At 71.3% G+C, this 20,665-nt stretch carries 16 protein-coding genes and 1 pseudogene; 6 read left to right on the plus strand and 11 right to left on the minus strand.

The genetic code is table 11. The features are described 5' to 3' along the window. Positions 1-178 precede the first annotated feature (178 nt). The 7 genes from ACFVVU_RS35910 to ACFVVU_RS35940 all read right to left on the minus strand — a co-directional run bounded on the left by ACFVVU_RS35910 (position 179) and on the right by ACFVVU_RS35940 (position 7,393). The gene (locus ACFVVU_RS35910) at positions 179-436 is read right to left on the minus strand and encodes a hypothetical protein (protein WP_387794047.1); all 258 of its coding nucleotides are present in this window, start codon (positions 434-436) and stop codon (positions 179-181) included. Between the two features lie 366 nt (positions 437-802). After that, a complete protein-coding gene (locus ACFVVU_RS35915; protein WP_387794048.1) occupies positions 803-1,900 on the minus strand; it encodes a C45 family autoproteolytic acyltransferase/hydolase in 1,098 nt (365 codons plus the stop codon). Next, positions 1,897-2,757: an ATP-binding cassette domain-containing protein gene (locus tag ACFVVU_RS35920; RefSeq protein ID WP_355363628.1), complete on the minus strand. Its 861-nt coding sequence runs from the start codon at positions 2,755-2,757 to the stop codon at positions 1,897-1,899. Before ACFVVU_RS35920 ends, ACFVVU_RS35915 begins: the two co-directional genes overlap by 4 nt. Beyond that, positions 2,750-3,754 carry an ABC transporter ATP-binding protein gene (locus ACFVVU_RS35925; protein ID WP_387794049.1) on the minus strand — a complete coding sequence of 335 codons (1,005 nt, stop codon included), beginning with the start codon at positions 3,752-3,754 and terminating at the stop codon, positions 2,750-2,752. The genes ACFVVU_RS35920 and ACFVVU_RS35925 overlap by 8 nt, the downstream gene beginning before the upstream one ends. After that, entirely contained in the window at positions 3,751-4,668 is a 918-nt protein-coding gene (locus ACFVVU_RS35930) for an ABC transporter permease (RefSeq protein WP_387794050.1), read from the minus strand. The genes ACFVVU_RS35925 and ACFVVU_RS35930 overlap by 4 nt, the downstream gene beginning before the upstream one ends. Further along, entirely contained in the window at positions 4,665-5,612 is a 948-nt protein-coding gene (locus ACFVVU_RS35935) for an ABC transporter permease (RefSeq protein ID WP_387794051.1), read from the minus strand. Before ACFVVU_RS35935 ends, ACFVVU_RS35930 begins: the two co-directional genes overlap by 4 nt. 146 nt (positions 5,613-5,758) lie before the next feature. After that, the gene (locus tag ACFVVU_RS35940; RefSeq protein ID WP_380686314.1) at positions 5,759-7,393 is read right to left on the minus strand and encodes an ABC transporter substrate-binding protein; all 1,635 of its coding nucleotides are present in this window, start codon (positions 7,391-7,393) and stop codon (positions 5,759-5,761) included. Between the two features lie 196 nt (positions 7,394-7,589). Between ACFVVU_RS35940 and ACFVVU_RS35945 the strand changes: the two genes are divergently transcribed. The 3 genes from ACFVVU_RS35945 to ACFVVU_RS35955 all read left to right on the plus strand — a co-directional run bounded on the left by ACFVVU_RS35945 (position 7,590) and on the right by ACFVVU_RS35955 (position 11,269). Continuing rightward, positions 7,590-8,591 carry a LacI family DNA-binding transcriptional regulator gene (locus tag ACFVVU_RS35945; protein WP_387794052.1) on the plus strand — a complete coding sequence of 334 codons (1,002 nt, stop codon included), beginning with the start codon at positions 7,590-7,592 and terminating at the stop codon, positions 8,589-8,591. 252 nt (positions 8,592-8,843) lie between these two features. After that, positions 8,844-10,037, plus strand: a complete 1,194-nt coding sequence (locus ACFVVU_RS35950) for a serine hydrolase domain-containing protein (protein WP_387794053.1) — start codon at positions 8,844-8,846, stop codon at positions 10,035-10,037. A 68-nt stretch (positions 10,038-10,105) separates the two neighbouring features. After that, the gene (locus ACFVVU_RS35955) at positions 10,106-11,269 is read left to right on the plus strand and encodes a serine hydrolase domain-containing protein (protein ID WP_387794054.1); all 1,164 of its coding nucleotides are present in this window, start codon (positions 10,106-10,108) and stop codon (positions 11,267-11,269) included. Positions 11,270-11,656: 387 nt separating this feature from the next. Here ACFVVU_RS35955 and ACFVVU_RS35960 read toward each other — a convergent pair whose 3' ends face one another. Further along, positions 11,657-12,763, minus strand: a complete 1,107-nt coding sequence (locus ACFVVU_RS35960) for a hypothetical protein (protein WP_387794055.1) — start codon at positions 12,761-12,763, stop codon at positions 11,657-11,659. Between the two features lie 214 nt (positions 12,764-12,977). On the opposite strand from ACFVVU_RS35960, the gene ACFVVU_RS35965 reads away from it, so the two are divergent. Next, the gene (locus tag ACFVVU_RS35965; RefSeq protein WP_387794056.1) at positions 12,978-14,276 is read left to right on the plus strand and encodes a DUF4419 domain-containing protein; all 1,299 of its coding nucleotides are present in this window, start codon (positions 12,978-12,980) and stop codon (positions 14,274-14,276) included. Between the two features lie 355 nt (positions 14,277-14,631). On the opposite strand, the gene ACFVVU_RS35970 is transcribed toward ACFVVU_RS35965, so the two are convergent. The 3 genes and pseudogenes from ACFVVU_RS35970 to ACFVVU_RS35980 form a co-directional block, all read right to left on the minus strand. Further along, the gene (locus tag ACFVVU_RS35970; protein ID WP_387794057.1) at positions 14,632-16,566 is read right to left on the minus strand and encodes a CocE/NonD family hydrolase; all 1,935 of its coding nucleotides are present in this window, start codon (positions 16,564-16,566) and stop codon (positions 14,632-14,634) included. 649 nt (positions 16,567-17,215) lie between these two features. Further along, positions 17,216-18,013 (minus strand): GNAT family N-acetyltransferase, encoded by a 798-nt coding sequence (locus tag ACFVVU_RS35975; protein WP_387794061.1) that lies wholly within the window; start codon positions 18,011-18,013, stop codon positions 17,216-17,218. Positions 18,014-18,103: 90 nt separating this feature from the next. Then, positions 18,104-18,765: pseudogene (locus ACFVVU_RS35980) on the minus strand (helix-turn-helix domain-containing protein); the annotation flags it as partial. 189 nt (positions 18,766-18,954) lie between these two features. Between ACFVVU_RS35980 and ACFVVU_RS35985 the strand changes: the two are divergent. Together ACFVVU_RS35985 and ACFVVU_RS35990 are read left to right on the plus strand one after the other, a co-directional pair. Beyond that, the gene (locus tag ACFVVU_RS35985) at positions 18,955-19,623 is read left to right on the plus strand and encodes a hypothetical protein (protein ID WP_387794058.1); all 669 of its coding nucleotides are present in this window, start codon (positions 18,955-18,957) and stop codon (positions 19,621-19,623) included. Between the two features lie 53 nt (positions 19,624-19,676). Further along, positions 19,677-20,551, plus strand: a protein-coding gene (locus ACFVVU_RS35990; protein ID WP_387794059.1) for an IS5 family transposase whose coding sequence is annotated in 2 segments (ribosomal slippage) — positions 19,677-20,066 and positions 20,069-20,551 — 873 coding nt in all. Because the reading frame shifts where the segments join, the coding sequence is not laid out codon by codon here. Positions 20,552-20,665: the final 114 nt, after the last annotated feature.

The raw sequence follows: 20,665 nt of genomic DNA on the forward strand, positions 1-20,665 counted from the left end.
GGGCCACCCCGCCCGGGGTGCCTCTGCGGGGCGCAACCCGCGCCGCCGCCCCCCCGGGCCCCCCCCGGCGCCCCCTGGCCCCCGCGGGGGCCGGCCGCGGGGGCCGCCCACGGCGCAGAGGAGGGGAAGGCGAGCACCGCACCCGAGAGAGAAGACGTCGCTCGCCACAGTCAGGCTCTCACCGCGGATCTGCTCCGGTGACATGAAGGGAGGCGAGCCGATCGCCACACCCGTACTCGTCAGACCGCCGTCGACGGAGTCCAGAGCGCGCGATACCGAGGTCGATCGCCTTCGGCCCGTCGATGGTCACCATGACGTTCGAAGGCTTCAGGTCCCGGTGGGCCAACCCGGCGGCGTGGATGCCGCCCAAGGCCCGACACACTCCTGATGCCAAGCCAGGCACCGAATATTCCGGCAACGGCCCGGAGGCCGTCACCCCCGATCGGGCCAAGCGCCTGCGTCTTCCCGACGGTGGAGCCGGGTGCGGGCCGGCTCCACGGGGTGCGCTTGCCTTGAGCGGGCAGCCCTGGAGCGAGGTCCGCGGTGGAAAAGCGCGAGCGGGTCGCCGCGGTGGCGGCGCGGCCGTGAACGAGGAACTCTTCGACAGGGTCGGCGAAGTCGGCGAACACCCCGGCGTCCACGCCCATCTCGTGCGGTTGTGTGATCGTCAGGTGAGCCGAGACCGACTCCGCGTTCGCTACGTCGCCATCGGACGGGAAGAGCCCCCTTCGGCGGGCCGAAGGGGGCCGCGGTCCGGCCGGTGGGGGGCCGGGGCCTGGCGGGGCCCGCCCCCGGTGTCGCGTCAGGCCACCTCGGCCCGGGACGCGAGGTGGAAGGTACAGGGTCCGCCCGCGTGGGCGACGAGTCCTCCCCCGGCGATGTCGAGGGACACGGTGGCGAGCGTCTCCCAGCGTTTGCCGAGCGCCGCGTCCGGCTGGGCGTGGCAGCAGAGTTCCGCGCCCTCGTCCGCGTGGCAGGTGAGGGCCTCGACGAGGTCCTCCCGGGCCGCTCCGGTGAGGGTCGCCGTGCGCTGCCGCAGGACCTCCATCCGCCGGTACGTGCCCGGGTCCTCGACTCCCATGGCCTCGCCGCCGGCCAGCGCCCGCTCCACGAAGTGGTTGGTCCGCAGCAGGAAGCCGTCCTCGCGCGGGCGCAGCAGTGCCGAGCCGGCCGGGCTGAGTTCGATCGCCGCGGCGGTGCTCCGCCCTTGCGCGTGGCCGGCGAACGTCAGTGAGCTGGAGGCCGCCACCGGTGTGGCGGTGGCCAGTTCGACGGCTTCGGAGGTGCTTGTGCAGGTGTCGAGCACGCGTCGCGCCAGGACGTGTACCGGTATCCACGAGCCGGCCGGCGCGGGCGACTTGTCGGAGGTGTGGCCGAGGATGTTGAAGTGCAGGCCCAGGCCCGCCGTATTGACACCGATCTTGCCGACGATGCCGAACTCCGTCACCGTGTGCACGACCCGGCCGTCCGGGTGCTCGATGGTCCAGACGAACCAGCCGTCGCGCATGCCGTCATGCCAGTCCCAGGTCTGCGCGGTGACCGGCGGGCGGCCGTCGTGCGGCGCGTACACGAGCGTGGAGCACTCCGGGTGCTGCGCGCGGCCGAAACGGCCGAGGATCTCCGTCCGGGCGTTGAGCGCGGCGATCCGCCACAGGGGAAGGCCCGCGCCGCTCGCCATGCCGTCGATCTCCTCGGCCAGGTCCGGGGCCCAGGCGCCGATGTGCTCGAAGGCCCGCAGGCTCCAGTCGGTGACGTCCTCGGGCGCGGCGCCCGAGGCGGCGAACAGCCGGTCGTAGAAGGCGCTGACCTGCCCGATGCGCTGCGGAAAGGCCTTGCCCAGGCGCTGCCCGCGGTCGCCGGGGGCCGCCTTGGCCGATCGGAAGACCGTAGGGGTGGTCACGATGTCTCCTCCATGGCGAGCGCCCGGCGCTCGTCCTGGCTCATTCGCCGCGGCTTCCAGCCGGGACCGGGCACGGATCGGCGCAGCATCCGGGTGTAGGGGTGCTGCGGGTCGTCGAGGATGCGGGCGGTGGGGCCGGATTCCACGATCCGGCCCTTGCGCATGACGATCGCGTCCTCGCTGATCTGCCGTACGACGGACAGATCGTGGCTGATGAACAGGTAGGTGAGGCCGGTGCGTTCGCGGATGTCGGCCAGCAGGTTGAGGATCTGGGCCTGGATCGAGACGTCGAGGGCGGCGACCGCTTCGTCCAGGACCAGGACCTGGGGTTCCGCCGCCAGGGCGCGGGCGATGGCGACCCGCTGGCGCTGCCCGCCCGACAGCGCGGAGGGCAGCGCGCGCGATTGCCGCTCGTCGAGGCCGACGTCCTCCAGCAGGCGGGTGATCCGCTCCTCGCGTTCGCCGCGGGCGGGCTTGAAATGCAGGTCGATCACCTCGCCCAGGGCGTCGCGCACCGTCCTGCGCCGGTTGAGGGATCCGTAGGGGTCCTGGAAGACCATCTGGATCTCGCGTCCGCGCCGGCGTCGTTCGGCCGTGCCGGCGCGTCCCGGTGTGCGGGGGCGGCCGAGGACGGTGATGCTGCCGGAGGTCGGGGTCTCCAGGCCGACCAGCATCCGGGCGACCGTGGACTTGCCGGAGCCCGACTCCCCCACGATGGCGAGCGCTCCTCCGGCCCGGACCCGGAAGCCGACGCCGTCCACGGCGGTGAAGTCGGTGTGGCCGCGGCCTTCGGGGCGCCGGACCCGGAAGACCTTGCGCAGGTCGGCCGCCTCGACGACGGGGGTGTGGTCAGGCATCGCGCACCTCCGTGCCGGAACGTCGCAGAACGGGCTCGATCTCTTCGCTGCGCAGGCACCTCACCCGTCCCCCGCCGGTCGGCCGCAGGGCCGGGACGGTGGTCGTGCACCGCGGCTCGGCGTGGGGGCAGCGTGGTGCCAGGGCGCAGCCGGGGCCGACCTCGAAGGCCGAGATCGGCCGTCCGGGGATGACTTCCAAGCGGTCGGCGGCCTGGTCGATGCGCGGCCGGGAGTCCAGCAGGAGCCGGCTGTAGGGGTGTCTGGGGTGGTCTTCGAGTGCCTGCGGCTCGCTCTCCTCCACGATCGAGCCCGCATACATGACCGCGATGCGGTCGCACACGGCGCCGGCCAGTTCCAGGTCGTGGGTGATGAACAGCATGGCGAGGCCGTGTTCGCGGCGCATCTCGTCGAGGATGCCCATCACCTCGGACTGGGTGGTCACGTCCAGGGCGGTGGTGGGTTCGTCGGCGAGGATCATCCGGGGCCGGATGGCGATCGCGGCCGCGATGACGACGCGTTGCAGCAGCCCGCCGGACAGTTCGTGCGGGTACTGGCGCATCCGGCGCGCGGCGTCGGGGATGCCGACGTCGGACAGGATGCCCTGGACGCGGGTGCGGGCCCGGCGGGGATTCTCCCGGTGGTTGGCGACCAGTGCCTCCACGAGGAAGTCGCCCACGCTCGACACGGGGTTGATGGCGGCGCGCGGGTCCTGGTGGATCACCGCGAGATCGTGGGAGCGCAGCCTGCGCAGGTCCTTGGCGGGCATGGACAGGACGTCGGTGCCGTCGAAGTCGATGCGCCCCGAGGTCTCGGCGCCGCGCGGGAGCACGCGCAGGATGGAGCGCACCGTCATCGACTTGCCGGAGCCGGATTCGCCGACCAGGCCGACGGCCTCGCCCGCGGCGACGTCGAGCGAGACGTCGTGCAGGACGGGGCGGCGCTCACCGTCGACGTCGAGCGTCACGTGGAGGGCGTCCAGACGCAGCAGCGGGTTCACGCGCGTCCTCCTGCCTTGCGTCCGCCGAGGCGTTCGCCCAGGACGCTGAACGCCGCGACAGTGATGACGATCATCAGGCCCGCGTAGAGGGACTGCTGGGGGAAGCCCTTGACCAGGGAGGCCTGGCCGCTGGAGACCATCAGGCCCCAGTCGGCCGTGGGCGGTTGGACACCGAGTCCGAGGAAGGAGATCGCGGCGAGTTCGATCATGGCGGATCCGAAGTTGATGGTGGCTCCGGTGAGGATCTGGGGGGTGATGTTGGGCAGGATCTGCCGCACACAGATGCCGAAGCCCGAGAAGCCCTGGATCTCTCCGGAGGCGATGTAGGGCTGCATGCGTTCGCGCAGGGAGACGCTGCGCAGCACGCGTGCGGTGTAGGGGGTGAAGCCCACCGCGAGCGCCAGGGACGCCTGGAGCAGTCCGCGGTCGTACAGCGCGATCACGATGATGGCGAGCAGCAGGCTGGGGAAGGCGAACAGCAGGTCGAGCAGGCGGGAGACGAGGTCGTCGACGCGGCCGCCGAACCAGGCGGCGGTCAGGGCCAGGACGGTGCCGAGCACTGCGGTGACGGTGACGACGATGAACGGGCCCAGGAGGCTGGTCCGGGCGCCCCAGATCAGCCGGGAGAGCAGGTCCCGGCCGGAGTTGTCGGTGCCGAGCAGGTGCTGCGCGCTGGGGGGCTGATAGGTGGCGGCGAGGTCGACCTGCAACGGGTCGTAGGGGGCGATCCAGGGGGCGAGGATCGCGATGGCGGCCAGCAGGGCGATGACGGCGGCGGCGATGGTGCCGGCGATTCCGACGCGCGCGACGAGGCGCCGGAGCGGGTTGCGGCGGCCGGTGGCGCGCGCGGTCGGGGCTTCCTCGGCCGCGGAGGTCGCGGTGGTGCCGCCAAGGGTGTTGACGTCGTCGCTCATGAGCGCTTCCCTCCGAGCTTGAACCGCGGGTCCAGCCATGCGTAGAGCACGTCGACGGCCAGGTTGACCAGGCCGAAGGCGGCCACCAGCGCGAGCGCGATGGCCTGGACGACGGCGAAGTCCTTCTGGTTGACCGCGTCGACCAGCGCGGAGCCGAGGCCGTCGAGGGCGAAGGCCTTCTCGACCACGGTGGCACCGGCGATCAGGGCGGCGATGTTGACGCCGACGATCGTGGTCACCGGCAGGAGTGCGTTGCGCAGCACGTGCCGACGCACCACCAGGGAGCGCGGCAGTCCGCGGCCGACCGCGGTGGTGACGTGTTCGGAGTCCTTCTCCTCGGTGATCGCGGTGCGGGTGATGCGGGCGACCACCGCGCCCGAGGGGATGGCGAGCGCGATCGCGGGCAGGGTGAGGTGCCAGAGCCGGTCGGTCAGGCCCTCGCCCGATCCGAACACGGGGAACCAGCCGAGTTGCACCGCGAACAGGTCCATGAGCAGCAGGGCGGCGAAGAAGGTGGGGACGGCGAAGCCCGTGCTGGTGACGATCAGCGCCACCGTGTCGAGCCGGCCGCCGCGCAGCCCGGAGACCACGCCGACCAGCACGCCGAACACGACGATGAGCACGGCGGCGTACAGCGTGAGCAGCAGGGTCGAGCCGACCCGCGGGGCGAGCAGGCCGGCCACGTCCTGGCGGAACACCAGGGACTGGCCGAGGTCGCCGTGGAGCACTCCGGTGATCCAGTCCCAGTAGCGCACCGGGAGCGGGTCGTCGAGGTGGTACTGGGCGCGGATCGAGGCGAGGGTCTCGGGGCTGATCGAACGCCCCTGGGTGAGGAAGGTCTCCGGCCTGCCCGGTGCGAGGTAGAGCGCACCGAAGACGAGGAAGCTGGCGACGATCAGGGTCGCGGCCAGCCCGAGCAGGCGTCGGACGAGGAATCCGAGCATGGGCTGTTCCTGTGTGGGGGTCGCGGGGGCGCGGCCGGGCGTGGGCCGCGCCCCCGGGCGGAGCGTGGTGGAGGGGCAGCGGGTGGGGGGTGAGGATGAGGGTGAGGGGTGAGGGGTGAGGGGGGCGCGCGCCGGGTGCTACGGGATCACTTGGCCGAACCCACGGAGGCGGCCCACGGGTGGTACAGGTAGACGAAGGACGCAGGTGCTCCGGTGATCCGGCTGTTCATGAACAGCCGGGTCGAGGGGGCGACCATGGGCAGCCACGGCGTCTTGGCCATGTACTTCGTCTCGATCCGGGCGGTGAGCTCGGCCCGCTTGGTGTCGTCGCTCTCCGCGGAGGCCTGGCCCGCCAGCGCGGTGATCTCGGGGTCGGAGAACTTGTCGTAGTTCTCGGGGGATCCGGGGTCGATGCGGTTGCGCAGGAAGGCCAGCGGCTCGGCGACGTCGAAGTAGTTCGTGGTCATGAAGCCCGAGTAGCCCTTGCGGGCCTCGGCGTCGGAGAAGAAGGCGCCGTACCGTGCGCTCGGGACGCCCTTGGGCTGGACGTCGAGTCCGATCTTCTTGCCGGCGCTCTGCACCTCGGCAAGGAGGTCCTCGTAGACGCGCCGCTCGCTGGGATAGGCGATGGTGATCGGCCCGCTGGGCCTTCCGGCCTCCTCGACCAGCTTCTTGGCGCCCTCGATGTCCACCGTGGTGGGCGGCAGCTTGTCGTAGGCGCTCTCGTACGCGGCGGACCCGTAGGAGTAGCTGCCCGGGGGCACCACGGAGCGCAGGGGCGTGGCGGTGCCGGCGAAGACGGTCCTGCCGATGGCCTCGCGGTCGGTGGCCATCAGCAGGGCGGTGCGCAGCCGCGGGTCGGCGAAGGGGCCTTCGCCGGTGCCGATGACGGCCACCATCTGCATGGACCTGCCCAGGTAGAGGGTGCCGTTGGTGGCGTTGGACAGCTGGTCGACGGCGTCGGTCGGCACGTCGTAGGTGCCGTCGATCTCGCCGGTCTTCAGCGCGTTGGTGAGGGTGGCCGGGTCCGTGATGAAGCGGAAGTCGAACTCCTTGGCCTTCGCCTTGAGCGTCTGGTCCCAGTACGCGTCGTTGCGCGTCAGCCTGATCTGGGAGCCCTTCTCCCACGACTTGAGCTGGAAGGGGCCCGTGCACATGACGCCCTTGTCCGGGGTGCCGAACCCGGTGCCGGCCTGCTGGGTGAACGCGGCCTGGGTGACGGCGCCCAGTGGGGTCGCCATGTAGTCGTTGATGACCACGTCCGGTGTCTTGAGGGTGACGGTGACCTGGAGGTCGCCGGTCTTCTCGACGCCCGCGATGTTGCCGGTGAGCATGTCCGCGGCCCAGAAGGAGCCCTCGGCGGGGTCCAGGTGGCGCTTGAGACTGAAGACGACGTCGTCGGCCGTCATCTCCTGGCCGTCCCAGAACCGCACGCCCTTGCGCAGGTTGTACACCCAGGTGGTGGGTGTGGGGTGCTCCGCCGACTCAGCCAGTCCCGGGGTGACCGAGAAGTCGGGGTTGATCCGCATCAGGCTTTCGCAGAGGTTCGAGAGGACCTCGTTCTCCGGGTAGTTGTAGGACTTGAGGGGGTCCAGCGAGGTGGGCTCGCCGTAGGGAACGTTCCAGGTCACCCGGTCCACCTCGGCCCTGGCGGCGGGGGTGTCGACGCGCGTTCCCGCGCCCGCGCCCTGGTCGGCGCTCGATGACTGCGCCGGGTTTCCGCACCCGGCCAGCGAGATCACGCCCGCGATCGCGACGGCGACAAACGCTCTCTTGCGCACTTCCGGTCCTTCCTGGCCTGTCCCCGGGCATGCGGCGGCGCCACGATGGGCGCACGTGGGGGTCCGCATCCAGCGGGAGTGGACAACTCAGACCGGTAGACTCACCTACCAAAACGTTTTGGTCAATCGTTTTGGTGGTATCTTTTTGCCAACATCCGGAAAGGCTGGACAACGCGTGATGGCTCCGTCGGGGAGAGTGACGATCCGCGACGTGGCGCGGGCGGCCGGTGTGTCGGCGACCACCGTCTCGCATGTGCTCAACGGAAAGGGCTCGGTGGCGGCGGCGACGCGCGAGCGCATCCTGCGCACCGCCGCCGAACTGCGCTACCAGGCCAACCCCATCGCCCAGAGTCTGCGTGGCGGCCGCACGGGGGTGATCGCGCTGGCCATCCGCCCGCTGGACGCCATCGGCTACACACTGCAGGGCGTGGACTACTTCGTGCGGCTGGCCGGAGCCGCCGCGACCGCGGCGCTCGACCACGGCTTCGGACTCATGCTCGTCCCCGACCTCACGCGCCGGTCCGTCCCCGCCGCCATGAACCTGGACGGCGGTATCGTCGTCGACCCGTTCGTCGGCGACCCGGTCCTGGCCGAACTCCTCGACCGGGGGCTGCCCGTGGTCTCCACCGGCCGCGACCCCGCCCGCCCCGAACACATCTGGTGGACCGACACGGACAACCGCGCCGAGACCCGGCGCGTACTCGACCTGCTCTTCGAACGCGGCGCCCGCCGGATCGCCGTCGTCGCGGGCACGGACGACAACGCCTGGAACCACGACACGGTCGAGGCCTACCTGTCATGGGCCCACGAACACGGCCAGGAACCGATCCTGGAACGGGTCCCCGAAAAACGCGGCGAGACGGCCGGCGCCGAGATCGGCACACTGCTGCTGTCCCGCCCCAACCCCCCGGACGCCGTCTTCGCCAGCACCGGCCGCCACGCCGCCAGCATCGCCCGCACCGCGATCGCCCTCGGCTGGGACATTCCCGACCGCCTGCTCATCGCCGCGGGATCGGACAGCGAGCAGACCCGGTTCGCCACTCCCGCCATCACCGCCCTCGACCTCTCCCCCGAGGCCACCGGCAGGCTCGCCATGGAACTCCTGCTCCAACGCCTCGCCGGCGAACCGGGATCGGCAGCACCGAGGATCGTGCCCGCGACCCTGCACGAACGCCAGTCCACCGCCCGCCCGCACTGACCACCACCCCCCGCCCCCGGCCCTCCCCCGCCTCCACCCTTCCGACGCCGCGCGTCACAGGGCCACCGGGGCCGCCTCGGGGGTGCTCCGCCGAGGCGGCCCCGGGAGTACGCTCCCGTGCCCGGCCACGGCCCGGACCACGTTCCCGGGTGCGGTCTCGTCCTTCGCGCGGACGGATTGACGGCCCGTCGGATGGTCCTCTTGGAGGGCGCCGAGAAGAGCTCCGGCGCCCTACCCAGAAGGGGCTTTCCCGTGAACGAGCACGCACCGCAGCACCACCTTCCCAACCGCCCGCGCGGTGGCCGGCGCCGGGCGGCGGCCGTGACCGCCGTGACTGCCGCCGCCGTGGCCGGCGCCGTGGCGGCCGGCGTCCTGGCACCGTCCGCGGCCTTCGCCGGCCCGCGGCCGGACGCCGTGCAGCAGCGCCTCGACGCGCTGGTCGAGCGGGACGGAATGCCCGCCGCCCTCGCCACCGTCAAGGGCCGCGACGGCCGCACCCGCACCTACACCGCCGGTGTCGGCAACGCGACCACCATGGCCAAGGTGCCGGTCGACGGGCAGATCCGGGCCGGCAGCAACACCAAGGCCTTCACCGCCGTCGTCGTCCTGCAGCTGGTCGCCGAGGGCAAGGTCGGCCTCGACACGAACGTGGACACCTACCTGCCGGGCCTCCTGCGCGGCGAGGGCATCGACGACCGCGCCATCACGGTCCGCCAGCTGCTCCAGCACACCAGCGGCCTGCCCGACTACCTGGACAAGGAGGTCATACTCAACGCCCCCCGCCGCTACTACGAGCCGCGTGAACTCCTCGACGCCGCGCTCGCGCAGAAGGCCCACTTCGCGCCCGGCGCCCAGTGGGAGTACAGCAACACCAACTACCTGCTGGCGGGCCTGATCATCCAGAAGGTCACCGGACGCCCCTTCGGCGAGGAGGTCACCAGGCGCGTCATCGACCGGATCGGCCTGCGCCACACCTACGTCCCCCTCCCCGGCGACACGACGATCCACGAGGCCCACCCCCACGGCTACCAGCGCGCCGCCGACGGGTCGCTGCGCGACTACACCGAACTGGACCCGTCCTGGGGCTGGGCGGCCGGCGCGGTCGTCTCGACCAACACCGACATCACCCGGTTCTACGGCGCGCTGCTGGAAGGCCGGCTGCTGCCCGCCGCCCAGCTCGCCCAGATGCGCACCACCGTCCCCGCCCGGGCGGCCGACCCCGCCGAGGCGGCCGGCCCCTCCATGGGCTACGGACTGGGCCTGGTGAGCCGCCCGCTGTCCTGCGGCGGCGTCGCCTGGGGACACGGCGGAACGATCCCGGGCTACTACACCGCCGGCGGCACCACCGACGACGGCCGCGTCGTGAACATCGCCGTCACCACGATCCCCGACGGCGACACCATGGACCACATCGCGCAGGCGGTCGACGAGGCACTGTGCCGCTGACCCCGGCACCTGCCACCCTGCCGCACCGCCCCACACCTCCCCCTCGCCTCCCGGTACCGGAGCCCCCGATGAACGAACACGCCCCACAGCACAGGGCACACCGCGTGCGCCTCGCACGGCACGCCACGACGGCCACGGCCGCCGCCGCCCTCGCCCTGACCGTCCTCGCCCCGTACCAGGCCACGGCCGTACCGCGCCCGGACGTCGTGCAGCAGCGCCTCGACGCGCTGGTGGACCAGGACGGGATGCCCGCGGCCCTCGCCACCGTCAAGGGCCGCGACGGCCGCAGCCGCACCTACACCGCCGGTGTCGGCGACCTGGCCACCGGGGCCAGGGTCCCGGTCGACGGGCAGATCCGGGCCGGCAGCAACACCAAGGCCTTCACCGCCGTCGTCGTCCTGCAACTGGTCGCCGAGGGCAAGGTCGGCCTCGACGCGGCCGTCGACACCTACCTGCCGGGCCTCCTGCGCGGCGAGGGCATCGACGGCCGCACCATCACGGTCCGCCAGCTGCTCCAGCACACCAGCGGCCTGCCCGACTACATGAACGCCCCCGCGCTGGCCGACTTCACCACCATCCAGTACCGGTACTTCGAGCCGCGTGAACTCCTCGACGAGGCACTGGCCCAGAAAGCGCTGTTCCCCGCCGGAACCGGCTGGGACTACAACAACACCAACTACCTGGTGGCCGGCCTGATCATCCAGAAGGTCACCGGACGCCCCTTCGGCGAGGAGGTCACCAGGCGCGTCATCGACCGGATCGGCCTGCGCCACACCTACGTCCCCCTCCCCGGCGACACGACGATCCACGAGGCCCACCCCCACGGCTACCTGCGCACCGCCCCCGACGCGCCGCTGATCGACTACACCGAGATGGACACCTCGATGGCCTGGGCCGCGGGCGCCCTCGTGTCCACCAACACCGACCTCAACACCTTCTACACCGCGCTCCTGAAAGGCCGTCTACTGCCCGCCACCCAACTCGCCCAGATGCTCACCACCGTCCCCGCCGAGGTCCTGGGCCCCGGCGTCCGCTACGGCCTCGGCATCCAGAGCAGGCCGCTGACCTGCGGCGGCCTCGCCTGGGGCCACGGCGGCACCTCCCCCGGTCACCGCACCCGCGGCGCCGTCACCCAGGACGGCCGCGCCGCGAACATCACCCTCACCACCGTCCCCGACGAACCCACTGCCACACACCTCACCGACGCACTCGACACGGCCCTGTGCCGCTGACCACCCACCGGGCCGCCGAGCACGGACGCAGCGGGCCGGCCGGGCCGAACTCGAGGCGGACCAGCGGGACCTGCCGACCGTGCCCGGCATCGAGCCCGACCCACGGCCTGCGGCCGCCGAGCAGACCCACCTCCCTCACCGACACCAAGCCCAGGCAGGCGATGCCCCCAGGAGCGGCCCGCACAGCTCGCCGAGCACGGAGTGGAGCGGCCTGGGCGGCCGGTGGGAGAGCTGGTGGCAGTGCCGGTGTCAGTGCCGGGCCGTGACATGCGGGGGCCTTGCGAAGGCCGGGAGTTGGTCACCCCGCCGGGTGACCAACTCCCGGCTGCCGCCATTCCGGTCAACGGCAGTCCCGAAGAGGGCGTACCGGTGTTCCCCGCCGGTCGGCTAGAAGAGGCCGGCGCGCATGTGTTGCGTGAGGTTCTCCAGGACCTCACGCAGCCACGGCCTGCGGACGGCCGGCAACCGGACCAGCGTGTGCTGGAAGATTCCCCGGTCGGCTCGGAACAGGTGGTGGGCACGCGGCGCGGGCGGGTCGTCGCGGAGAACGCCGTCAGGCATGGTTCCTGACACGGGGAGGAGGAGGTGTGGCTCGGGGAAGGCCATCCACGTCCACACCCCGAACGGCAGCGGCACCGAGTAGGCCGATGCCACCGGGCCGGCCGGACTCCAGAGTTCCCCCGTCTGCGGGTGGGTCGGCACGATGACCATGTCGGCATCCGCATCGGGGGCGGGCAGTCCGGGTCCGGCCAGGACGGCGCGCCGCGCCGGCTGGACCGCGGGCAGCAGGGCGTCGAGGGCACGTTGGAACACTTCCGCGATCAGACCGTGCGGGACGGTCACCGGCCGGCCGTCCGAGGCGGCCAGCAGGTGGGCCAGCGCCCGGCCGGCTGCCGCCTCCCACTGCGGGTTCCATGACCACCAGTGGTCCAGCCCGAGCGTCGAGCCCCATCTCGTGATCGGCACGCTCGGGGGTGAGGCCTTCCCCTCCACCAACAGTTCCGCCCAGGAGAGGATCGCGATGTCGCCGTCGTCGACGGGCAGGCGGTGCACGGCGTCCGGCGCGAGCCAGACCGCCTGCCAGAGCGAGCAGTCGTCGATGCGGTTCGCCACGGGCAGGCCGCACGCCTCGCAAGCCATGTTGGGGCCGTCACCCCAGTCGAGGCCACAGCAGTAGCCACCGGCTCGCTCCGGAACGAGCACGGTGCCGCAGGTGTCCCCCGGTGCGATGACGATGGTGCCGGACGGGCCCTCGGACAAGGCGTGGACCGGAGCGTAGACGCCCCGCGCTGCCGCCTCGTCCGGATCGATCTCCTCCCACCTTCGCCACGGGTGCCCCCAGGGCTCCGGTTCGACGGCGAACGTGCCCGGCTCCATGAGAACCGGGAGCTGAATCCCGTTCCCGTACCTCTGATGGGCGTGGGCCGGCAGCTCCATCTGGGACAGCGGCTCGGTCAGTCTGGCGCCACACCCAGCACACACAAAGACGAACACATGCCCTCCGCCGCAGAGACGCGGGGATCATCGCAGCTCCACGACGGACCGGCCAACGCGTTTTTGATCCGCCGCGCGCGACGCGGGCAGGGCGCGCCAGGCATCGACGGCGAGGAGGACATCCTGCCGCCGGCCGATACTCCCCGTACTACTATCGGACCCGCCTTCCACAGTCCGGGCGACGGGCTCGATCACGTTTTCTGGGGGATGAGAGATGGCCGTCGACTTCGACCTGCCGCTGGACGACACCGAGGAGGCAGCCGAACTCGCCGCCACGCTCACCGACCTCGGCAACGACGGCTTCCTGCGTACGGTGGTCCGCGAGGGCTTCACCGTGCATCACCGGTCCACCGGCGCCCTGCTCGGGTCCCCGCCGGACAAGCGGGACGCATCCGGCTCCAGCCTGCTGCTGCGCGCGCTGCACCTGTGCTTCTGCGCCCACCTGCCGCTGAGCCTCTCCCCCGACCTGCTGTGGTACACGGTGGTCCACGAGGTCGCCACCCATGTCCGGCTGAACAGTGACACCTATGCCGAACTCTTCACCGACACCCCGGGCGAGAAGCAGCTCATCACCGTCCGTGACGACTCGCTGCTGCACGAACCCGACTGGCAACAGTCCCTCCACTTGATCCAGCGGCCTCTCCGGGAGCGGATCGGCGACGATGTCGCGGACCTTCTCCAGCCGACGTTCTCCACCACCACGCCCGTGGACGCCTCCGCGACCCTGGTCGCGCTGATGGACGTGGTCAGCCCCTACTACGACTTCCGCTGGCATACGCTCTGCGGCATTCCCCGGATCCGGCTGGAGGGCACCGCCCAGGACTGGCATCGGCTGACCGTCCGGGTCCGCGAGCTGGAGGGGCGGTTCGCGGGTCTGCGGCCGTGGCTGCGGAACCTGCGACCGGTGCTCGCCACCATCGCCGCCACGGCCGCCGGCGAGCCGGTCGACCAGGACTTCTGGCGGTCGATCTACAAGTGGCAGTCCGCCTCCGGCGGCGCGCGGGTCACCGGCTGGATCACCGCCTTCTTCGCCCACGGCTACTTCGCCGACGGCCCACAGCCGGCCGTCGGCGACGTCATCCACGACGGCCGGTTCCCGTCCCACCTCTCCCGTGTCCCGTACAGGTGGCAGCGGCCGGACGGGATCCGCTCGATGGTCTTCCTCGGCGGAGTGCTCGGCATCGAACGCGACGGCGACTGGATCCGCCCGCGTCTGGGTTTCGCCGTCCTCGAACTCACCGACCGCCCCCTGCCCGAGGACTGGACCATCACCGACATCAACGCCTTCACCGGCCGCACGAACGCCACCCTCCTCCCCACCGACCAGTTGACCGCCATCTCCGCGGACTTCAGCCACCGGCTGCCCGCCACCCGGGCGATCGCTTTCGGCGACCACGCCGTGGTGGAAGCCGACGGCCTCTGGTACCCGGGCCACCTCTTCGAGCCGGAGTTCATCGCGACGCGCCCTTCCGGCAGCGACCTCGGCTCCGCCCTCCGGGCGCTCCCGCACTGACAACGACTGTCCCTCGGCGGGTCTTGGCACCCGCCCGTCAACTGTCCTCCCCACAGCCGTGCGGGGGCTTTCCCGGCATCGCCGACACCGGCAGAAAGCAGCAGGCCGAGCAGCGTCCGAAAGACGTCACAGCCCGCCTGAAGGAGCGACCACCGAATCCCCCGGGCTCGGCGCCGGTGGAAAGCCGCACGCGACCGCGACCTCGTGGCGCTCAGCACCCGCTGTTGTCGCGGACGACCGTGCGGCCGGGGTCGTCCGCGTCGGGGCAGGCCCGCTCCAGCGCGCCGGGCGTCGTCGAGGCTGCCGACGACCCCCGGCGGTCTGCGCCGGGCGGGGGCGGGTGTCCGGCGGGGGGTCAGCCGACCACCGGCAGGTCCAGTGTCGAGGCCCGCGTGCCGCCGTGGCCGATCAGGTAGGCGGCCCGCCCGTCGGCCGGGAGCAGTTCGAAGGAGTCGGGGTTGGCGGCCGCGACGCTCAGCCGGATCCGGTCGCCCGCGCGGAACAGCGCCGAGACCGGCTGCAGGTCGATCACCACCCGCTGGGCGCTGCCCTGCGGGAAGGGCGCGGAGTCGGCGCCGGCGTAGGTCCGGGGCGTACGCAGCCGACGCCAGTCGGGGTTGTCGGCCCGGTCGGCCACGGCCCGTTCGGTGAGGGCGAGTTGACCTTCGGTGAGGTAGGTGACACGGCCGTCGGGGGCGACGTGCTCCAGGTAGACGTGCAACGCGCCCCGATCGGAGCCCGCCAGGCCGGTGACGTCGAGGGTGACCTTGCCGTTGCCGGTGACACGGGTGTCCTCGGTCAGCGGGGCGGTGGTGTAGCTGAGCAGTTTGGCGTCCACGGCCGCGCGGTCGGGGTAGCTGACCGGATCGCCGCCGAGGTTGGTGTTCCAGCGGTCGGACTGCCCGGTGCCGGCGCTCGGGTCGAGGACCAGTTGGTCGGCGCCGGCGCGCGACGGGTGGCGGCGCTGGAGGGTGTGGTCCTCGCCGAGGTGGAACCGGCGGGTACGGGTACCGGCCACCGGCCACCGGTCGGTGGTGCGCCAGGCGCCCTCGTTGAAGGTGTAGTAGTGCACCCGGCGGCGGCCGTCCGGGCGAGCCCCGTCGCGCACGTAGTGGTCGAAGAAGGCGACGACGCGTTGTTCGTTGTCGTGGCGTTCGGCGCTGGTGAGCGCACGGGCCGGTCGGAACGGGTCGGCGAACCACGTCGCGCCGTGGTTCCACGGGCCGATCCAGTCGTCCTGCGTGTTGGACAGGGCACTGAACTGGGAGAGCACGCCGTTGGCGGTACCCGCGTCGAGCCAGCCCGCCCTGGTGAACACCGGCACACCGCCCGCCTCGATGGCCTCGGTGCGTTCGGCGATACTGCCGGTCTTCCACGCCTTGAGCCCGTCCCGGTAGTCACGGTGCGTACCGGCGTGCGCCATCTCGACCTGGTTGACGTTGGCGACGTGCTCGGCCCGGGCGGCGGCCAGCAGCGCGGGACCGTCCGGGCCGTCCACCGGACGCGGGGTGACACCGTGCAGTCCGGCGAGGTCGCACAGCTCGCGGGTCTGCTCGTCGCTCTCGCACGTGGTGCCGCCGGTCCCGTCGAGGATGCGCAGCAGCATCGCGTACGGGCCGAGCCGGGGCTCGATGAGCACACCGCCCGGGCGCGCCAGGTCCTCGTAGACGTCGAAGTCGTAGGAGATCGGCGCGGCGGCGGCGATGTGATGGTTGCCGAGGGACGCGGCGAGCATGGCGGTGTCGCCACCGTAGGATTCGCCGGTGGTACCGACCCGGCCGTTGGACCACGGCTGGGCGGCGATCCAGTCACTGAGCGGACCCGCGTCGGCGGCGGCCTCGTCGCTGGGCTCGGAGGTCAGGGTCCCGAAAGAGGCACCGGTGCCGCGCAGGTCGGCGGTGACGTAGGCGTAACCGCGGGCGGTCCAGCGGCGAGCGGCTTCAGTGATGCCGCCGCTGTCGCCGGCCTGCACCCGGGCGCGCCAGTAACGCTGCACGGACAGAACGGTCGGCAGAGCGGCGCCGGGAGCGGTACCTGCGGGGATGTAGACATCGACAGCGATACGCACACCGTCCGGCATGGTGATGTAACGCGACTGGAGCTGAGGATCCGCGCCGTCCTGTGGCACGGCGCCGCCGCCGGCCGCGGCGGCGGGTCCGGGGACAGCGGCGAGCGTGAGCACGGCGGTCGCCGCGAGCACCGCGGCGAGCCGACGGCGGGCCCGCGCGGGCGTGGCGGTGGGTGTGGCGGTGGCGGTGGGTGTGGCGGTGGCACGGCTGGTCCGGTGCACGGTACGACGATTCATCCGATGGCCTGGCCTCTCCTGATACGACGGAGTTCCCTGGCTCGTCCCCCTCGACCCGATAGGACCACGGACCGGCGGCAGACCGCCATGGCCACCACCCCTGGAAGAACCCTGACACAGCACGGGCTCCCTCAGGGTTCTCCCCGAGTCCGTTCTCCCCGGCTCCGCAACCGGCCAGGCGACGAAGCCCTCCACGCCAGCGGACCGACATCACCGCAACCGGACACCGGCCCGCCCGACCACGCAAGCCGGACCACCGGAGCCGGATGACGGGAGTCGGATGACGGAAGCCGTCCAGCCGTCAGTGGTGAAGCCGCTGTAAAGACCGAACGCGTTCGACAGCAAGGTGTTCCGGCTGATCCGGCCCTCGTCGCACCCGGACCTCACCGCTGGCCCTGCCCGGCTGTCGCCATTGAAGTCACCCGGCACCTGCTTCATCGCCGAGCGGCCCGACGACGCAACCCGCTGGTCAACTCGCCGAGCCTGTTGTCGACACCGGCCGGCACCGTGCAGAAACCGACCACGCCGGTGCCACCCTCGCCTCACTCCCCCTGCGGGTGTGATCCTTGACGCCGATCCCTAGCGCTGCGACCGAGAAGGTTCACCGGGTGTGCCCGATGGCGGCGTTGCCGCGCTACGCTTCGCGGTCGTTGCGCTGGGGCGGGTAGACGTATGGAGTCGTGGTACTCAGGATGGCGAACCCGAGTCGTTGCAGAATGGGGCGGCTCTGGTCGGTTGCGTCGACCTGAAGGTAGCGGTAGCCGAGGCCGGCGGCGATCCGGGCGCGATGGGCGACCAAGGCCCGGTAGATACCCCGGCCTCGCCAGGCGGTCACAGTGCCGCCGCCCCAAAGGCCCGCGAACTCCGTGCCCGGGTTCAGTTCCATCCGCGCCGAGCAGACGGGCAGGTCGCCGGCCATCGCAACGACCATGCTGACCGTTTCCGAGTCCTGGGTCAGTTGGGCGAGCAGCCGCTGCCGCAGACCGGCGCCGCTGGTGCCGAAGGCCTGCTCGTGGACGTCCACCACGAGATCCACTCCCGCGGGATCGGTCACCGAGAGCAGGCGGACGCCCTCGGGCAGCGCGATGTCGGCCGGCAGATCCTGGATCCGGGCGACCATCACCGCTTCCTCGGGCTCGGCTGTGAACCCGGCCGACCGCAGCCGCCTCCCGAGATCGCCGGGCCGGTCGTGGGCGTATGCCTTCCACTCGAACTCGCGCCCCAGCGTGCCGAAGTAGCGCACCTGCGCCGCGATCGCCGCATCCGCCGTGGCATCGTCGAGGTCCGACCAGAGGACACCGTTCCAGTCGTGATCCTCGCCGACCTGCCGCACGACGTCGCCGTCACGCTCGACGCGGGCTCCGGCACCGTCGGGCTGCGCGTCGCGCCTCATCTGGCGGTCGAACAGGGCGAGCACTTCTTCATGATCCATCCGCCCACTCCAGCATGAGGCGGGCGGCCTCGCCATTGAGTTTTGTCCTGTTCCTCGCAGACGTGACTGATCACGCGGCCGTGCCGAAAGACGGCCGCCCCCGTGGATGCCCTTCTCGCTGCGGATGCGGGCGCGCTCGCTGCGCTTGGCGGGCGTTGGTGTTGCGCCAGCGCAGGTAGGCATGCAGCGCGCGGGTCTGGACCGTGTGGTTCGGGTGGTTGGAGTTGGCGAGGGTGAACTGCCGCAGTGGTCCGAAGTGGGCCTCGATCGGGTTGGCCCAGGAGGCGTTGGTCGGGGTGTTCGATCCGATCGAGCTTGACGTCGCACTCGGGGTCTGTGAACTCCTTCCACGTCTTGGTGCGCTGGAAGGTGACACCACGCCGGGCGAGCAGGCAGCGCAGGGCCTCATGGCCGATCCGGATCACCCGGCCGTGAACCCGACGCAGGTAGGCCAGCAGTTTGCGGATGGACCAGCGGGTGAAAGGCTGCCCGAGCTTGGCCGGGCGGGTGGTGGCCGTCTGAACGACGAAGTCCTCGTCGTCAGGACTGAGCAGGCGGGGACGACCTCCCGCCCACCGAGGGTCCAGGCCGGCCAGGCCGATCTCGTTGAACCGATGGATCACATCCCGCACCGTGTCCTCGTCCGCCAGCACGAGCCGGGCAATCACCGGCACCCGGTTCCCACCGGCCGAGGCCAGCAGCATCATCGCCCGCCGATGCCGCACCGAGCTGGTACTGCCTCGTCGCACGATCCGCTACAACTGCTGTCCTTCATGGTCCGTGAGTCTGCGGACCCTGACCGGCTCTGCCACCGCTCCCCTTCCGAGCTGAACGTCTCGCGACATCCAACCGGCCGATGGCCCGACAGCGCCAACCCGGCGAACCCATGCGGTCACAGCACTAAGGCGTGTTTTGAAAGTGCTGGTCACAGCCGCTCGTTGATGGCTGTGACCAGCACGGTCCCGGTGTCGCGATGGCTCCGTGCCGCGAGCCTGGCCCGCAAAAAGAACGCGACACCGTGCGCGGACCTGGCGATGATGGCATCCATGACGGATGGAACTGGACCTGAGCCGCTGGGCCTGTGCATCGTGGCCAACATTGCTCCGGAGACCAGCCAGGGCGAAGGCGGGCTGGAGATTCGCAAGGGGCATCGGCACTTCGCGCCGGGGGCGAAGGTGTGGGTCGCACCGCCGGGCTGGGGTGATGGCGGCGAAAGCGTCATCGTCGCCGGACGCCACCGGGGCAACAGCCGTCGTTACGCGCGAATCGTGATCAAGAGGCGGTTCCTCGTGAACTTCCGAGTCCGCGCCGTCTACAGCCCAGCGCTGGTAAGGGCGTTGACAGCGGCGGAGCTCGGTGGGGAGAAGGAGTCCGGCGCCCGCTTCCTGTGGTCCCCGGAAGAGGCGGAGAGGTGGGCGCGCTCTTGGAACACTCCGAAGATGGAGGCGCAGCTGGACGGCCGGCACAGTTGGACCCACCTGGTCACCGATCCTCCGCCCATGGAGCTGCACCTCGACGGTGTCACCTACTACCTGGCCCATTTCAACGCCAACAGGGCTCGCTACTCATCCGAGCCGCCACCCGTGGAGCCGGCGCCGAGGACCGGCTGAAGGAAGCGGCCCGCCCCCAGAAATGGATCAAAGCCAGGCGATGATCACGTTCCATGGCCCGGGGAGATCTGACGGACGCCCAGTGGGCAGTGCTGGAACCGCTGCTGCCGCAGGGCGTCAAGCCCGGCCGGCCTCCGCTGCACGCCAAGCGGCAGCTAATCAACGGCATACGGTTCCGCACCCGCACCGGCATGCCATGGAGGGACCTGCCGGCGCGCTACGGGCCATGGGGGACGGTGTACGGACTGTTTCGCCGCTGGCAGCGTGACGGCGCATGGCACTGGGTCCTCGAACAGCTCCAGGCCCGGGCCGATGCGAAGCGCCTGATCACCTGGGACATCTCCGTAGACTCCACGATCGTTCGCGCACACCAGCATGCAGCCGGTGCGTGTAAAAGGGGGACCTGCAGGTCGAGCCGCCCGGCGGCGTCTTCACCGAGCCCGATGACCACGGGCTCGGACGCTCCCGCGGCGGACTGACCTCCAAGATCCACCTGGCGGTCGAGCAGGCGCAGAAGCCTATGTCGCTCGTCATCACCGCCGGACAGCATGGCGACTCCCCGCAGTTCCAGGTCGTCCTGGACCGAATCCGGGTGCCGCGCCTGGGCCCGGGACGCCCGCGCACACGGCCGCACAGGGTCCGCGCCGACAAGGCGTACGGGTCCCGCGCGAACCGCGTCTACCTGCGAAGACGCCACGTCGGCTGCACGATCCCCGAGAAGCGGGACCAGGTCACGAACCGCATGAAACGCGGTTCCCACGGCGGGCGGCCACCGAAGTTCGACAGGGACGACTACAAGGAGCGCCACGCGGTGGAGTGCGGGATCAACCGCCTCAAGCGCCACCGCGCGATCGCCACGCGGTATGACAAGCTCGCCGTTCGCTACGAAGCGACCGTGCTGGTCGCAGCCATCAATGAGTGGCTATGACCAGCACTTTCGAAACACGCCCTAGGAGCTGTTCAAGGTTCGGATCTTGGAGTGACTCAGTTTCGGGCCAGTGTCTCTGGTAGAACTCGAGGACGTGGCGCGTTTTGACGTGAC

The organism is Kitasatospora sp. NPDC057965 (genome assembly GCF_042887135.1).
Taxonomy (GTDB): Bacteria; Actinomycetota; Actinomycetes; order Streptomycetales; family Streptomycetaceae; genus Kitasatospora.

Bases quoted from the DNA above. Each gene is read 5' to 3' on its own strand.
- ACFVVU_RS35985 (WP_387794058.1), top strand. From the start codon at position 18,955: ATGGCTGTGACCAGCACGGTCCCGGTGTCGCGATGGCTCCGTGCCGCG.
- ACFVVU_RS35930 (WP_387794050.1), bottom strand. From the start codon at position 4,668: ATGAGCGACGACGTCAACACCCTTGGCGGCACCACCGCGACCTCCGCG.
- ACFVVU_RS35975 (WP_387794061.1), bottom strand. From the start codon at position 18,013: ATGGATCATGAAGAAGTGCTCGCCCTGTTCGACCGCCAGATGAGGCGC.
- ACFVVU_RS35920 (WP_355363628.1), bottom strand. From the start codon at position 2,757: ATGCCTGACCACACCCCCGTCGTCGAGGCGGCCGACCTGCGCAAGGTC.
- ACFVVU_RS35935 (WP_387794051.1), bottom strand. From the start codon at position 5,612: ATGCTCGGATTCCTCGTCCGACGCCTGCTCGGGCTGGCCGCGACCCTG.
- ACFVVU_RS35965 (WP_387794056.1), top strand. From the start codon at position 12,978: ATGGCCGTCGACTTCGACCTGCCGCTGGACGACACCGAGGAGGCAGCC.
- ACFVVU_RS35955 (WP_387794054.1), top strand. From the start codon at position 10,106: ATGAACGAACACGCCCCACAGCACAGGGCACACCGCGTGCGCCTCGCA.